The organism is Vibrio sp. 10N.247.310.98 (assembly GCF_041467395.1).
GTDB classification, from domain to species: domain Bacteria; phylum Pseudomonadota; class Gammaproteobacteria; order Enterobacterales; family Vibrionaceae; genus Vibrio; species Vibrio crassostreae_C.
This window is the reverse complement of record NZ_JBFSUL010000027.1, coordinates 46,431-61,506: the sequence shown is the minus strand read 5'-3', so window position 1 is coordinate 61,506 and position 15,076 is coordinate 46,431. Positions and strand designations below refer to the sequence as shown.

General features: G+C 45.0%; 11 protein-coding genes. 6 read left to right on the top strand and 5 right to left on the bottom strand.

The genetic code is table 11. The annotated features are described in order from the left end of the window. Positions 1 to 909: 909 nt before the first annotated feature. The 3 genes from AB6E78_RS12680 to nspC all read left to right on the top strand — a co-directional run bounded on the left by AB6E78_RS12680 (position 910) and on the right by nspC (position 6,448). Positions 910 to 3,849, top strand: a complete 2,940-nt coding sequence (locus AB6E78_RS12680) for a pyridoxal phosphate-dependent class III aminotransferase (RefSeq protein WP_372133722.1) — start codon at positions 910 to 912, stop codon at positions 3,847 to 3,849. A gap of 6 nt (positions 3,850 to 3,855) precedes the next feature. Further along, positions 3,856 to 5,109, top strand: coding sequence for a carboxynorspermidine synthase (locus AB6E78_RS12675; RefSeq protein ID WP_372133724.1), 1,254 nt, complete (start codon positions 3,856 to 3,858; stop codon positions 5,107 to 5,109). Positions 5,110 to 5,308: 199 nt separating this feature from the next. Continuing rightward, entirely contained in the window at positions 5,309 to 6,448 is a 1,140-nt protein-coding gene (nspC, locus tag AB6E78_RS12670; protein ID WP_371721090.1) for a carboxynorspermidine decarboxylase, read from the top strand. A gap of 73 nt (positions 6,449 to 6,521) precedes the next feature. On the opposite strand, the gene AB6E78_RS12665 is transcribed toward nspC, so the two are convergent. Both AB6E78_RS12665 and AB6E78_RS12660 read right to left on the bottom strand, forming a co-directional pair. Next, complete coding sequence (locus AB6E78_RS12665) at positions 6,522 to 7,034, bottom strand: glycine cleavage system protein R (RefSeq protein ID WP_017061000.1); 513 nt, start codon at positions 7,032 to 7,034, stop codon at positions 6,522 to 6,524. Positions 7,035 to 7,301: 267 nt separating this feature from the next. Next, complete coding sequence (locus AB6E78_RS12660) at positions 7,302 to 8,210, bottom strand: DUF3943 domain-containing protein (protein WP_017065591.1); 909 nt, start codon at positions 8,208 to 8,210, stop codon at positions 7,302 to 7,304. 210 nt (positions 8,211 to 8,420) lie between these two features. Here AB6E78_RS12660 and AB6E78_RS12655 point away from each other — a divergent pair, with 210 nt between their 5' ends. After that, positions 8,421 to 9,659, top strand: a complete 1,239-nt coding sequence (locus AB6E78_RS12655; RefSeq protein WP_372073706.1) for a CinA family nicotinamide mononucleotide deamidase-related protein — start codon at positions 8,421 to 8,423, stop codon at positions 9,657 to 9,659. A gap of 174 nt (positions 9,660 to 9,833) precedes the next feature. Here AB6E78_RS12655 and AB6E78_RS12650 read toward each other — a convergent pair whose 3' ends face one another. From AB6E78_RS12650 to AB6E78_RS12640, 3 genes are read right to left on the bottom strand one after another with little or no spacing between them, the layout of a single operon-like run. Continuing rightward, positions 9,834 to 10,679 carry a dimethyl sulfoxide reductase anchor subunit family protein gene (locus tag AB6E78_RS12650; protein ID WP_372133726.1) on the bottom strand — a complete coding sequence of 282 codons (846 nt, stop codon included), beginning with the start codon at positions 10,677 to 10,679 and terminating at the stop codon, positions 9,834 to 9,836. A 1-nt stretch (position 10,680) separates the two neighbouring features. Next, on the bottom strand, positions 10,681 to 11,301 hold the full coding sequence (locus tag AB6E78_RS12645) for a DMSO/selenate family reductase complex B subunit (protein ID WP_372073710.1): 621 nt from the start codon (positions 11,299 to 11,301) through the stop codon (positions 10,681 to 10,683). 11 nt (positions 11,302 to 11,312) lie between these two features. Beyond that, positions 11,313 to 13,751 (bottom strand): DmsA/YnfE/YnfF family dimethyl sulfoxide reductase, encoded by a 2,439-nt coding sequence (locus tag AB6E78_RS12640; protein WP_372133728.1) that lies wholly within the window; start codon positions 13,749 to 13,751, stop codon positions 11,313 to 11,315. A gap of 198 nt (positions 13,752 to 13,949) precedes the next feature. Here AB6E78_RS12640 and AB6E78_RS12635 point away from each other — a divergent pair, with 198 nt between their 5' ends. Beyond that, positions 13,950 to 14,516, top strand: coding sequence for a molecular chaperone TorD family protein (locus tag AB6E78_RS12635; RefSeq protein ID WP_372133730.1), 567 nt, complete (start codon positions 13,950 to 13,952; stop codon positions 14,514 to 14,516). After that, positions 14,516 to 15,031 (top strand): ferredoxin-type protein NapF, encoded by a 516-nt coding sequence (gene napF / locus AB6E78_RS12630; protein ID WP_017060994.1) that lies wholly within the window; start codon positions 14,516 to 14,518, stop codon positions 15,029 to 15,031. The genes AB6E78_RS12635 and napF overlap by 1 nt, the downstream gene beginning before the upstream one ends. Positions 15,032 to 15,076 lie beyond the last annotated feature (45 nt).

Sequence of the window (15,076 nt, the reverse complement as noted above, 5' to 3'; positions counted from 1 at the left end):
CAACCTTGCCAAGGTTGAGGTCATCGGTTCGAACCCGATGTATCGCTCCAAATTAAGAAGCCCGAACAGAAATGTTCGGGCTTTTTGGTTTCTGACGTTTAGCTTTTACGTTTAAGAACTCTTCTTGTTCGAATCCGCACTCAACATTCATTTCTATCTCTGTTTCAAATTTTGCAATCAAGTTAGTTTTTAAAAGCGAGATTCCCTATGAACTCGTTCCTCGTGCTAGGGAATGACGGAAAGACGGTATGACCTCAAAGTCTCTCTAGTAACGTTTATAAATCCACGTCGTCATCCTCGGGCGTGAGGAACGAGCGAACCGGGGATCTCTTTCCCAAACGATAGTGTGACGATATTTACAGCAATTGCTTAGCCACCGCTGCTATTTATCAAGCTATTACTAAAAACTATTGATCGTTCATTTCACTTTATGTTACTTTCCCGCGCAATCTCGGAATGAAAATGTTCAAGAAGAGCAACGATTGCTTCTGGGGGATACGCGTAGTGACCATTCTTGCTGATTGGGACATTACGTAGGGTAGGTATTGGCTAGTCCTTTAGCTGATAGACGGGATACTTATGGCGCAGTTCGTCATGTTAATGGGAAACCCAACATTGAACACACTAATTACAACATTGCTAATCAGCTCTGCATTTCCAAAGGGACCAGCTCCTCATAGCTGCCCGATCCTGCAAAAATGTCCAATTCTTCAAAACAGTAGCATTACTGAACCTTGAGCTCACGCTAACAATTTATCGCTGTCTTAAGACGGCTTAATTTCGTATTCGTCATTTGACTTATGCGAGCGTACAGCTATATCTCATTTCTAGACAATACGTGTACTTCACTATGAACTCTCTCCAAATTTAACGAGAGTTGGTGGGTAATTGCGTCTGATGGAGGTGAGTATGAACACATTCAAGGGGACTTTTATGACTACCGCCTTTGAAGTCGATATCAATACTATCGCAAATTCATTTTCAACTATGGTTCCTATCTTAGAGGGAACGTACGACCTAACACCTGACGCTATTTTGCTAGAGCAAGAACAGCATGAGTCGGATGTTCGCTCTTACCCAAGACGCCTGCCTATTGCTATTAAACGAGCATGTGGCGCTTTAGTTGAAGATACTCGTGGCCAACTCTTTCTCGATTGCTTAGCCGGTGCAGGTACACTTTCTCTGGGTTACAACCACCCTGAGATTAACCAAGCACTTAAAGACCAACTCGATTCTGGTTTGCCATACCAAACACTTGATATCACGACTCAAGCAAAAGAGACGTTTATCAAGCGAGTTAAAGCTTTTCTTCCTCAAGACTTTTCAAATAACTCGGTTCTTCAATTCTGTGGCCCATCTGGCGCTGACGCTGTGGAAGCGGCGATCAAGCTCGCCAAGCAAACCACAGGTCGCAACACCATGTTTGCTTTCCGTGGTGCTTACCATGGTATGACGAACGGCACCATGGGTATGATGGGTAACCTCGGCACTAAAGAGCGTCGTAGCGGCTTGATGTCTGATGTGCACTTCATGCCTTTCCCATACAACCTACGCTGCCCGTTTGGTATTGGTGGTGAAGCGGGTGCTAACGCGAGCATTCGTTACATCGAACGTATGTTGAATGATGACGAGTCTGGCATCATGAAACCGGCGGCGATGATCGTTGAGCCTGTGCAAGGTGAGGGCGGTGTGATTCCTGCTCCAGCATCTTGGTTACAAGGCCTACGTCGCATCTGTGATGAGCACGGCATCCTACTGATTTTTGATGAGATTCAGTGTGGTGTGGGCAAAACTGGCCATCGATTTGCGTTTGAAGAGTCTGGTGTTAATCCAGATATCTTATGTTTATCTAAAGCGATTGGTGGCGGACTGCCTATGTCGCTGCTTGTGTTCGATAAGAGCATTGATACATGGAAAGCGGGTGAGCACACCGGTACATTCCGTGGTAACCAATTAGCAATGGTCTCTGGCGCTAAGGCGTTGGAGATCATCGAACGAGATGGCTTAGTTGAGCACGCGAACATCGCAGGCCAATATTTACGTCACGGGCTTGAGAAGATTCAATCACGCGTTAGCTGTATTGCTGAAGTTCGTGGTAAAGGCCTGATGCTCGGTGCTGAGATCAAACAACCAAATGGTGAGCTTAACAAGTTTGGCGAACCACAATCAGACGGCGAACTAACCCTAGCGATTCAACGAGCAGCGTTAGAGCGTGGCTTGATGGTTGAAAAGGGTGGTCGTGATGGCTCGGTAATTCGTTTCCTTCCGCCAATGATTATCTCTTTTGAGCAGATTGACTTTGCACTCCGCGTAATGGAAGAAGCGATCATCGCAGCTGGTGGTGGCTTACAACAAGACCCAGCTTCAAGCGAACAAGCAAACCAAGAATGGAACAAGCATTTCATCCATACAGGTTTAGGCGGTAGCGACGAATTTGCTAACGTGATGAACCAAACCACTCAAGCGATGAAAGCGGTTTTTGAACAGGTTGAAACCCCTTATTCGGGTTTAGATCCAAAAGTGCTAGAAGCAGCTATCAATGCTGTCGACCTTGATAACAATCAACACGCTTTGGTTGATGTTGTAGATAGTACTGCAGACCTTGTCGCTGCAAACTCCATCTTCGTGCAACACCCAGATTGCATTGCACACCTTCACACTCCTCCTCTTATGGCTTCGGTAGCAGCGGAATCGATTATCGCGGCGTTGAATCAATCAATGGATTCATGGGACCAAGCATCGGCTGCGACTTATGTTGAGCAGCGCGTTGTGGATTGGATGTGTGACAAATACCAACTTGGCGCACAAGCTGACGGTGTTTTCACTAGCGGAGGCACGCAAAGTAACCTAATGGGTTTATTGCTTGCGAGAGACTGGGTTGCGGATAAGCACAATGGTCATTCTATCCAAAAGCTTGGCTTACCAGAATACGCGAGCAAACTGCGTATCTTATGTTCAAAGAAATCTCACTTCACGGTTCAAAAGTCAGCCTCTCTACTAGGGCTAGGCGAAGCGGCAGTGTGCTGTGTTGATACCAATGCAAACGGCACTATCAAGCCTGACTTGCTAGACGCAGAAGTGAAAGCACTGAAAGCACAAGGTCTGATTCCTTTTGCTGTGATTGGTACTGCGGGCACAACCGATCATGGTGCTATCGATGACCTTGATGCGATTGCAGAAATCGCAAGTCAGCAAGATCTTTGGTTCCATGTCGACAGTGCTTACGGTGGCGCGCTTATCTTGAGTAGCCACAAGGCTCGCTTACAAGGCATCGAAAAAGCGGACTCTGTGAGTGTCGATTTCCACAAATTGTTCTATCAAACAATCAGCTGCGGCGCGGTATTGTTGAAAGACAAAGCGAACTTTAAGTACCTTCTACATCACGCAGATTACCTAAACCGCGAACACGATGAACTGCCAAATCTAGTCGATAAGTCTATTGCGACCACCAAGCGTTTCGATGCATTGAAAGTCTTCATGACGATGCAAAGCGTTGGACCAAAGCAGTTGGGTGATATGTACGACCATCTTCTTGAGCAAACGCTAGAAGTGGCAGACCTGATTCAAAACCAAGCTGACTTAGAGCTACTCGCAGAGCCGTCACTATCAACAGTGCTGTTCCGATCTAAGCCGTCAGCAAACGGCGAGCTAGATTTAGACAAATTGAATCAAACGCTAAGACTGGAAACGCTGACTCGTGGTGTTGCAGTACTCGGTGAAACGGTCGTGGATGGTAAGAGTGCGCTTAAATTCACTATCTTGAATCCGTGCCTAAAGACATCAGATTTCAAATCTCTAATTAACAAAATTCAAACTCTAGCCACTGAGCTAGCAGAACAACAAGGGTAATTAATTATGGCTATTCTACAAATTGGTGCAGGCGGCGTTGGTTGGGTTGTTGCACACAAAGCAGCACAAAATAACGAAGTACTGGGTGATATCACAATCGCTTCTCGCACAATCGCGAAGTGTGAAAAAATCATCGAATCTATCAAGGGCAAAAACAACCTTAAAGATTCAACTAAGAAACTAGAAGCACGTTCAGTAGACGCTGATGATGTTGATGCGCTTGTTGCTTTGATTAAAGAAGTTCAGCCGGATCTAGTGATCAACGCTGGTCCTCCTTGGGTAAACATGGCAATCATGGAAGCATGTTACCAATCTAAAGTTTCTTATTTAGATACATCGGTAGCGGTTGACCTATGTTCTGAAGGCCAACAAGTACCACAAGCTTACGATTGGCAGTGGGGCTACCGTGAGAAGTTCGCTGAAGCAGGCATCACAGGTATTCTTGGTGCTGGTTTCGATCCAGGTGTGGTATCAATCTTTGCTGCATACGCGGTTAAGCACTTGTTCGATGAGATTGACTCAATTGATGTAATGGATGTGAATGCTGGTGACCACGGCAAGAAGTTTGCGACAAACTTTGACCCAGAAACCAACATGCTTGAGATCCAAGGCGATTCTTTCTACTGGGAAAATGAAGAGTGGAAACAAGTACCTTGTCACTCTCGTATGCTTGAGTTTGAATTCCCGAACTGTGGTTCTCACAAAGTTTACTCAATGGCGCACGATGAAGTTCGTTCAATGAAAGAGTTCATCCCAGCTAAGCGTATCGAATTTTGGATGGGCTTTGGTGATGCATACTTGAACTACTTCAAGTGCATGCGTGATATCGGTCTTCTTAGCCCAGATCCGCTAACACTGCACGATGGTACTGTGGTTCAGCCTCTGCATGTTCTTAAAGCACTACTACCGGATCCAACATCTCTAGCTCCGGGTTACACTGGTTTAACGTGTATCGGTACTTGGGTTCAAGGTAAGAAAGATGGTAAAGAGCGTAGCGTATTCATCTACAATAACGCAGACCACGAAGTGGCTTACGAAGACGTAGAGCACCAAGCGATCTCTTACACAACTGGTGTTCCAGCGATTACCGCTGCACTTCAGTTCTTCCGTGGCGAATGGGCTGATAAAGGCGTGTTCAACATGGAACAGCTAAATCCAGATCCGTTCCTAGCAACTATGCCGGAAATTGGTCTAGATTGGCATGTTCAAGAGCTTGAAGCAGGCCAAGGTCTTCCAGTGATTCATGAGCTGAAAAAATAAGAACTGATTTCTTGTTTTGATTGCTAATTAAAGGGGACATGGATTGTTCCCTTTTCGATGATGATAGCCTTGAAGCTTTGGTATCATTTATTTTGATTTTGTAACTCACTGCGCTCGGACAGGACAAAATCAAAATAAATCACACCAAAATTGTTAATTTACCTTTCCATCTATAGATGCTGCTTGAGTGTTTACAAAAATGACGTTTAAGAAAGAAGAACTAAAAACCCCATATTTCATGATCAACGAAGACAAGTTGATTGCGAACTTAGAAAAAGCCAAGCAACTGAAAGAGATTTCAGGTGTGAAATTGGTACTTGCGCTTAAGTGCTTCTCGACTTGGGGCGTGTTTGACATCATCAAACCGTACCTAGACGGTACTACTAGTTCTGGCCCTTATGAAGTGAAATTAGGTCACGAAACTTTTGGCGGTGAAACTCATGCTTACAGTGTAGGCTACAGTGAAGATGACGTGAGAGAGGTTGCTGACATCTGCGACAAGATGATCTTCAACTCTCAAAGCCAACTTGCTGCTTACCGTCATATTGTTGAAGGTAAAGCTTCACTGGGTTTACGTTTAAATCCGGGCGTGAGCTACGCAGGGCAAGACTTGGCGAATCCAGCACGTCAATTCTCGCGTTTGGGCGTGCAAGCTGACCACATCAAACCAGAAATTTTCGATGAGATTAATGGTGTGATGTTCCACATGAACTGTGAGAACAAAGACGTTGATGCCTTTATCGGCCTACTTGATTCAATCTCAAAACAGTTTGGCGAGCACTTAGATAATTTGGATTGGGTGAGCATGGGCGGTGGTGTGTTCTTTACATGGCCTGGCTATGACATCGAAAAGCTTGGTCTTGCGCTGAAAGCCTTCTCTGAGAAACACGGCGTGCAGATGTACCTTGAGCCGGGTGAAGCGATCATCACTAAAACAACCGACCTAGTTGTGACAGTGGTCGATATTGTTGAGAACGTGAAGAAAACAGCGATTGTGGATTCAGCGACTGAGGCGCACCGCCTTGACACGCTTATCTACAATGAGCCCGCATCAGTATTGGAAGCATCAGAAACAGGCAGCCATGACTACGTGATTGGTTCGTGTTCATGTCTTGCGGGCGATCAGTTCTGCGAAGCGAGCTTTGATGAGCCACTTAAGATTGGTCAAAAGCTGCATCTGTTAGACAGCGCGGGTTACACCATGGTGAAATTGAACTGGTTCAATGGCCTTAAAATGCCTTCAATCTACTGTGAACGTAGCAGTGGTGAAGTTCAGAAGCTAAATGAATTCGGCTATGAAGACTTCAAACGCTCATTATCACAATGGTCAGTTAAGTAACTGAATCACAAGTTCAGAGCAATACAAAGAGCAGCTAATGAGCTGCTCTTTTTTGTTCTTTAATTTTGTTTATTTAGCTTTCAATCATCACACGAGTATCTTCACTGAGCGTTTCGAGTTCATTAACTACGTCGTCGATCTGTACTTCGATTGGCAGCTTAACGGCGATTTTTGATGTGAATAGACTTGAGCTAACACCGCCGCCACCAGCGATAAAGACGCGGTGACAATCCATATCGAGAATACTGATTCCTTGTCTATCCAATACATGAGTCACTTCGTTGACGATACCTGCTCGGTCGTTAGAGTCGAGTCTCAAGTGATGGACCGTGTCTTGAACATTGTGTGTATGATCGGAATCGACAAACTGCACGATGAGATCTGGATTGGCGCTGAACGCTTCTTTTACAATCGATTCGTTGATGGCTGGAAGTTGAACCTTTAGTACGCCTGCGACTTGGTCTTCAATAAAGTTCACTTTACTGATGAGCCATTTGCCGTCGTTTTCGTGAGTAACCGCAGCAAGCTGTTTGATTGTTGCTGGTGATGCTTTTCCGATAAAGTTTACGATAAATGTACTGTTCATATCAGCCCCCAAGGTTTCAATTATTCTTTGCTAATTAAATGTTTGATATCACGCGATAAAGTTCTTTAATTTCAGTGTAGAAGGTTACATCGAACAATGTTTGACCTAGGTCAATTTTTGAAACTAAGCTTCGATGCAAAAAAAGAGAATGAAGAGTAGGGCACAAAAAAAGCGGCTAGAGAGCCGCTTTTTAGAAGAGTTGTCACTGTGATTGATGATTCAGCAACTTATATTCAATAACTTATATTGAGTAGTACTAGAGACGAATTAGAACGTTACTTTGAAGTTCATACCAACAAACTGAGAGTCGTATGGTGCGCCAGCATCGTAAGCAAAACGTGCAGCGTCTTGGTTATCCCACCAAGGGTTAGTATTCAGGTTAACTTCTGCATCACCGCCCCATGCGTCACTTACCCAGTAGTGAATGTGTCCAACAGGGTTAAGGAAGAATAGCGACACATCACCCATGGTTTGAGAGCCCATCACTTCGCCACCTGAAGCAATGATATCCTGCTCTGCTTCTAGCATCATTTCACCGACAACCGCACCGAAGAAAGGTGTGATGAAGAGATCTTGCCATGAAGGTACTTCTGCAAACGCTTCTACGCCGTATTCCCAGAAGAACGTCGACATAGTCCAAGAGTATAAGAATGACTCAAACTCGTCGTAACCTGCGTGTCGAGCTGCGGTGTAGTAAACACCACCGAAATATGGGTGCATTACGTAGTTTAGGAAGTGTTCGTCACGGTCCCATGTTGGACCAGCAGAAACGTTATCTTTCCACTTTTTACCTAATGAGCTGATATCACGTTGGTCATCATCCCACTTAGTAATACTTTCAGGGAGCAGAGTCATTAGACCCACTGTCGCGACACTCAAGCCAAGAATGGTGTAGGTTTGACCCATTAGGTAATCCCAATCTTTCTCCTGACTCACCAACATGTGTTTTGGTTGTTGGATTGAGAAGTCGTACTCATCACTCGATTCGCTCAGTGCGTAATTGGTACTAGGCTTGTAGGTGTACAAGTTGTCATTAAAACAGTAATCTTGAGCACATTCATCCGAGTAAGAAAGGTTGATTGGCTGGTCGAAGTCGTATTGGCTTGCAACCGAGTTAACTGACATTAGCATTGAAAATGCGGCAGTAACCTTTGCTAGTAACGGTGATTTGGACACAAGGGTCTCCATGAGAAAGTTTGGAATTGATCAGGGTCACAATTATCTATTAAATGCCTGATTTAGGGAACTAATAATTTATAGCTTTTCCTAAGAAAACCTTAGGTTTAACATTATTAATATTAGTGAAAAGGCGAATTGCTCCAAATTCAACCATAGACCAGTTTGTAAATAATGCAGTGTCTTTTTATGACAACAAGGGATAGAAATATGACGAAAATCGCAATGTTAAGCACAGGTGAAGAAGTTCTTCATGGAGACATTGTAGATACAAACGCAGCTTGGATGTCTGCTGAGTTTTATCAGCATGGTTTTGCGCTTGCTAAGCGCTCAACTGTGGGTGATCAAATGAATGCTCTTGTTGAAGAACTGCTGATGCTGAGCTTTAACTATGATGTGGTTATCGTTAATGGTGGTTTAGGCCCGACAACCGATGATATGAGTGCTGCCGCCGCTGCAGCTGCTTCCGAGCAGAAACTCGTCATGTTCCCTGAATGGCTTGATCGTATGGAAGAGATGTTCTCTGGACGTGGCATGCCAATGCCAGACAGCAACCTTAAACAAGCTTTGTTACCTGCGAGTTCAGAGATTGTCGATAACCCTGTAGGGACGGCTTGTGGCTTCAAACTGAAAATTAACGATGCGACTTTCTATTTCACGCCGGGTGTACCAAGTGAATTCAAGCGCATGGTGACGTTTGAGATTCTTCCTGACTTGTCGTGTACCTACCCTCAAGTGGTTGCCTCTGAATGCAGTCGACTGTTTACGTTTGGTTTGTCTGAGTCCGGTATCTCTGATGTTTTGGATCAACTAAAGCTGCCAGAAGGTTATGAACTTGGTTATCGCTCTTATCTGCCGTTCATTGAGGTCAAACTGTTTGGTCCTAAGGCAGACTTAGAAACTCGCGTTAAGCTTCTGCAGATGGTTTACAAGCTGCTAGAGAGTAATGTCGTTAGTGTTGATGAGCCGATGATTGACCATATTGGACACATCATGGCGGAAAAAAAGAAGACGTTATCTGTGTCTGAAGTGTCGACCAAAGGTTCACTGTCAGCGTGGCTGCAATTGAATGAGCAGATAGAAGATTGCTTCGGACACTCATGGGTGATGGCTGAGCCAAAAGAGAGCGAACTTGAAAAGAGCGATCCATTAGCCGCGACCTTTGCGCTGGCTGGAGCAACAAGAGATAAGTGCGGAACTGAATTGGCTTTGGTGACTGGTAAGCTGGAAGGCAACACATTCAGCGTTGCATTGTCGACTGAAGCAGGCGAGTGGGGGCAGGTACTTGAGTTTTATCGTCAGTACTCGCGTGAAGACCAACGCAACGTGATTAAGACCGTTGCCACCGATATGCTGAGAAGGCATTTAGATAACAAACCGATGTTTGGTACTTATTCTTCGGTTAAGCGATTAAAAGACATGTTTATTCCAGCGGCTATCATTAAGTAGCTATGTAAGCTAACGATGTAAGCGAACTCGCTAAGTCTGTATTAAAAACGCTAGAAAAAACGAAATAAAAAGGCCCAACATCTAAATAGGTGTTGGGCCTTTTGTTTATCTAGCCTTCTAGATAACCAAACAAGCAGCGATGTTTACACGCAACTCATGTCTGTAAGAACTCGATTACAAACCGCTTGTCATATGTAGGCTGTAGAACAAACCACGGCCGATTAACTCTGAAGCCAAGAACAATACTAGTGCTAAGCCAAGGTTAACTGGGTTCACTTTTGCTTTGTTCAGCATAGGTAGAATCCAAATCAACAAGCTTGCCATTAGCAGTGCCACTTGAAGAATCACATAGCTGCCTAAACCATCGACTAACTCAGACGCTTTTGCCGCTGAAGTTTGGATGTCTCCGATTAGGTTCAGTTTTCCTACTGTCACAAGCAAGCTGATAGCAACAGCGATAACAGCCAACATGGTGATGTTACGGTCAACCGTAAAGCGGCTGTCGTTTGCGAATACAATCACGAACTGAGATAACAGCAAGCCACCCACAACCATCGTCATGATGAAGCTCAGTGGTGTGTAGATGTTGTCCCACGTCGGTACTGTGTTGATCATGTATACGTTGATCATCGCGTACATGAAGATAACACCCAGTACCATCGCGCCAACCATCAGTGCTTTCTGGATAGCAACGCCACCTTTCTTGACTACCGACAGTAACCATTGCAGGCCACCGACAGCGAAGAATGCCGCACCGAAGAACACTTCGTTAGACAACCAAGCCGAACCTAGCTGATTAAAAGCGTTAAACGCGCGCAGTGGAGAGCCAAGGTGCGTTGTCGAGAACATGAAGCCAAGACCCATCAGTACCCATAGGATAAACATTGGAACCTTGTAGCTGTTCAGCTTCTCTTCGTCATGACCAAGTACCAGTGCACGTGCGGCAATCAGTAAGTAACCACCAACCGCAGTTTGCGCCAGCACCGTAAAGAAGATTAAAGACCACTCATGAAAAATCATCTTACACCTCCTTCGGGTTTGCTAGGTGACCGCTGGTATCGCCAGTCGGCTTCGCGTTTTTGTTCAGCTTAATCACGATGTTTGGTAGCGTTTCTGTTGAAGATGGCAGTGGAGCCACATCCGCACCAGAGCCGTACTTCTCACGAAGTGTATTGATTTCACCAAACTCCAATGCACGAAGTGGGCAAGACTCAACACAGATAGGCTGTTTGCCTTCAGAAACACGTTGGTAACAACCATCGCATTTCGTCATATGACCTTTCTTAGCATTGTATTGTGGTGCGCCGTAAGGACACGCATTGCTACAGTGCTGACAACCAATACATACGCTCTCATCAACCACAACCAAACCGTCTTCATCACGTTTGTGCATTGCGCCCGAAGGACACACTTTCACACACGCTGGGTTAGTACAGTGGTTACAAGCGATAGATAGGTAGTAAGAAAAGACATCTTTCTGAATCCAGGTATCACCATCTTGAGTGAAGCCACCACCGGCATATTCGTATACGCGACGGTAGTTCGTTTTGATGTCTAGATCGTTATAATCTTTACAAGCAAGCTGACAGGTTTTACAACCCGTGCATTTACTTGAATCAATGTAAAAGCCGTATTGTTTCATTCCAACCTACCTTATGCTTTCTTTAGCGCTTTGATTTGAACTAGGTTTGTATGCTGAGGGTTACCCTTAGCAAGTGGGCTCGGGCGCTGAGTCGTCAGCACGTTGATAGAGCCTGCATGGTCGATCTTCTGACCATCTGGTGCGTACCATGCACCTTCGCCTAGTGCGACAACTCGAGGAAGAATCCTAGGTGTCACTTTCGCTGGAATATGTACTTCGCCACGGTCGTTGAAAATACTCACCATGTCGCCGCTTTCAATACCACGTTCTTTTGCATCGATTGGGTTGATCCACAACTCTTGCGGTGCTGCTGCTTTGATTTCTGCAACGTTGCCGTAAGTCGAGTGAGTACGAGCCTTGTAGTGGAAACCGGTTAGCTGAAGTGGGTACTTCTCTGCTAGTGGGTCGTTATGACCTTCGAAAGAGTCCGCGTAAATCGGAAGTGGGTGAATCACTTCGTCTTCTTTCAGCTTCCAAGTCTTCGCGATATCAGCCAGTTGCTCTGAGTAGATCTCGATCTTGCCACTTGGTGTGGTCAGTGGGTTCGCTTCAGGATCTTTACGGAAATCTTCATAAGCGATGTAGTGGTGGTCGTAGCTACGTTTGTAGATACCCAGCTCTTTCATCTCTTCGAAGGTTGGCAGTGTTGGATCGTTCTTACGAGTTTCTGCGTAAAGGTGCTCAATCCATTGCTCTTGAGTACGGCCTTCGGTGAACTCTTTTTCTACGCCCATTCGTTTCGCAAGCTGAGTACACATCTCGTAGATAGATTTCGCTTCAAACTGAGGCTCAATCGCTTTCTGCGCGTAGATGAAGTAAGGCATGTTCGCCGCTTTACCGTCCATACACCAGTCGTCTTGCTCAGACGTTGTTAAGTCTGGCAGGATGATATCGGCGTACTTCGCTGAAGACGTCATATGGTTATCAACCACGACAATCATTTCACACGCACTTTCATCTTGAAGAATCGCGTGAGTCTTGTTGATGTCTGAGTGTTGGTTAATGATGCAGTTACCTGCGTAGTTCCAGATCATCTTGATTGGGTTCTTAAGGCGCTCTGCACCGCGAACACCATCAGTGATGTCGGTCATTTCATGGTGACGGTAAATCGCGTCTGTCCACATGAACATTGAAATAGACGTTTCAACTGGGTTTGGCACAGTAGGGAAGCGGACAAATGGAATGTTGATGTCGCTTTCACGAGCGCCTGTTGAACCGCCTGATACGCCCACAGAGCCAGTGAGCAGTGACAGCATCGCGATTGCACGACACGCTAGTTCACCGTTCGCAGTGCGTTGTAAGCCCCAACCTTGGTGAATCGCACATGGTTTCGCTGTGCCCATTTCACGGCCAAGCTTAACGATGGTGTCAACTGGAATACCCGTGATCTTAGAAGCCCATTCTGGTGTCTTCTCTACGCCATCTTCACCTAAACCTAGGATGTAAGATTTGTAGTCGCTGTTTTTAGGCGCTGATGCAGGAAGGGTCTTCTCATCGTAACCGACACAGTATTTGTCTAGGAACGGTTGGTCGACAAGGTCTTCAGTGATCATCACGTGTGCAAGACCCGCTACCAATGCCGCATCTGTAGAAGGACGAATTGGGATCCATTGATCTTCACGGCCACCGGCAGTATCGGTGTAGCGAGGGTCGATGATGATCGTTCTTGCGTTTGATTTGTTTTTGCTTTCAACGTAGTGGTGGATCTGGCCGCCACCAGACATACGCGTCTCAGCAGGGTTGTTACCAAACTGAATGTTAAGTTTAGTGTTCTCTAAATCAGAGAAAGAGTTGTTGTTTGCCCAACCGCCGTAGGTGTAGCTCAAGCCTTTCGTGATTTGCGCTGTTGAGTAGTCACCGTAATGGTTTAAGTAACCACCACTTAGGTTCATTAGACGAGCAATCAGCGTTTGAGCTGGTGGCCAAGATTTAGTAACCGTGCCGCCCAGCGTACCTGTACCGTAGTTTAGGTAGATAGTGTCGTTACCGTAGTCTTTGATAAGGCGTTGCATGGTGCCAGCGACTTCATCATAAGCCTCTTCCCAGCTAATACGCTTAAACTTACCTTCACCACGTTTACCCACACGTTTCATTGGGTACTTTAGGCGATCTGGGTTATAAACACGGCGGCGCATCGAGCGACCACGTAGACACGCACGAACTTGGTGATGACCGTATTCGTCAGTGCCTGTGTTGTCTGTTTCTACGTATTTGATTTCACCGTTTTGTACATGCATACGCAGTGGGCAGCGAGAGCCACAGTTTACTGTACATGCACTCCATACGATTTTCTCATCCACATTTTCAGCAACTGCAGCCGCTACTGGTTTGGATTTGAAAGGTAATGCAATACCGCCCGCAAGTGCAGCTGTACTACCTACTGCAGAGGAAGCTTTCATGAAGCCTCTTCGAGTAAGATTCATTACCCCAGATTCTTTCTTATTCGTCATTCTAAGATGCCTTTTGCTATTGATAGCTAGCACTTTATAGGTAGTTTGTTCTTTATGTATTTATTTCGAATTATTGATTGATTGGCATCAAATAAGTGTGGAATTTAAAGTTTATGAATTGAATGTATAAAATAGATCAAAGAATGAAATGAGTTAATTAATATAATTATCTTTAAACCTATAACGGTATAAATAATAATGATTATCGATACGCATAAATTGTTGGGTTCGCTATTTTATCAAGCGACAAGTAAAGAACAGTTAATCACCATTGTCGAAGCTTTGGTTGAGAGCGAAGTACTCTCTGAAGAATGCTTGCAGGCATTAAGAAGCGAAGACGAAGATGCGCTCGCAGCAGAGTTCAGCCGCCTGTTTGAAGGCGTTGGAGACATGCCAGCTCCGCCTTGGGGTTCTGTGTACCTAGATAAAGACCGCGTTGTGTTTGGTGCTTCTACGGTTGAGTATCGCCAGTTTTTAGAATTGAATCAGATTGAATTAGACACTGGGTTAAGAGAGCCGGAAGATCAATTTGGTTTAATGTTATTCGCTCATGCGTATTTGTTAGAAAATAATAATATTAATTCAGCCGGTGAATTACTTGAGGGTCACTTATTAACTTGGTCTTCTGTTTATTTAGAAAAACTAAATAAAGCATCAGAGTTATCTTTTTATAAAAAGCTATCGGTTGATGTAATAGATTGGTTTAAGTACTTAATATCTGAATATAATTTAAACGTTGCTACTAATAAGTTATATATCGACTAATGTCTGAACAAATAAATTCAAATAGACGCGGTTTCTTAACTCGACTTTCTAAACCGGTTAAAGCAGCCGCGAATTATGAAGAGATATCACAGCGCTTGCATGCAAGACCGCCAAGAGCGGTCGATGAGGTGCTGTTTGAGCGTCTTTGCGACGGTTGTGGATTGTGTGAACAATCGTGTCCAAATAGCGTTATTGAGATGCTAGAGGGCAGTGCGCTGCTGAATTTGGATTACAACAGTTGTTCTATGTGTAACAAATGCACTGAAGTGTGTCCGACCGGCGCACTTCATCCAACGGTCACGCCTTATATCGACCTCAAGCCGAGCTTTGCGGATAGCTGCAATAATTACATGCAAATGGACTGTTCAGCATGCCAAACGGCGTGTTCAGCTGGTGCAATACACATCGAAGTAGGAGAGTTGCCTACAGTGGACAAAGATAAGTGTAACGGCTGTGGAGAGTGCCGAAGCGCTTGTTATATTGGCTCTGTGACTCTTAACCTGACTCAGCAATAAACGTTTGGCTTTGTATGACACAAGCCAACAGGAAGATTTGGTTGA

Coding starts and splice junctions, on each gene's coding strand:
- napF (WP_017060994.1), top strand. CDS start 14,516: ATGTCTGAACAAATAAATTCAAATAGACGCGGTTTCTTAACTCGACTT.
- AB6E78_RS12635 (WP_372133730.1), top strand. CDS start 13,950: ATGATTATCGATACGCATAAATTGTTGGGTTCGCTATTTTATCAAGCG.
- nspC (WP_371721090.1), top strand. CDS start 5,309: ATGACGTTTAAGAAAGAAGAACTAAAAACCCCATATTTCATGATCAAC.
- AB6E78_RS12655 (WP_372073706.1), top strand. CDS start 8,421: ATGACGAAAATCGCAATGTTAAGCACAGGTGAAGAAGTTCTTCATGGA.
- AB6E78_RS12665 (WP_017061000.1), bottom strand. CDS start 7,034: ATGAACAGTACATTTATCGTAAACTTTATCGGAAAAGCATCACCAGCA.
- AB6E78_RS12675 (WP_372133724.1), top strand. CDS start 3,856: ATGGCTATTCTACAAATTGGTGCAGGCGGCGTTGGTTGGGTTGTTGCA.
- AB6E78_RS12680 (WP_372133722.1), top strand. CDS start 910: ATGAACACATTCAAGGGGACTTTTATGACTACCGCCTTTGAAGTCGAT.
- AB6E78_RS12650 (WP_372133726.1), bottom strand. CDS start 10,679: ATGATTTTTCATGAGTGGTCTTTAATCTTCTTTACGGTGCTGGCGCAA.
- AB6E78_RS12640 (WP_372133728.1), bottom strand. CDS start 13,751: ATGACGAATAAGAAAGAATCTGGGGTAATGAATCTTACTCGAAGAGGC.
- AB6E78_RS12645 (WP_372073710.1), bottom strand. CDS start 11,301: ATGAAACAATACGGCTTTTACATTGATTCAAGTAAATGCACGGGTTGT.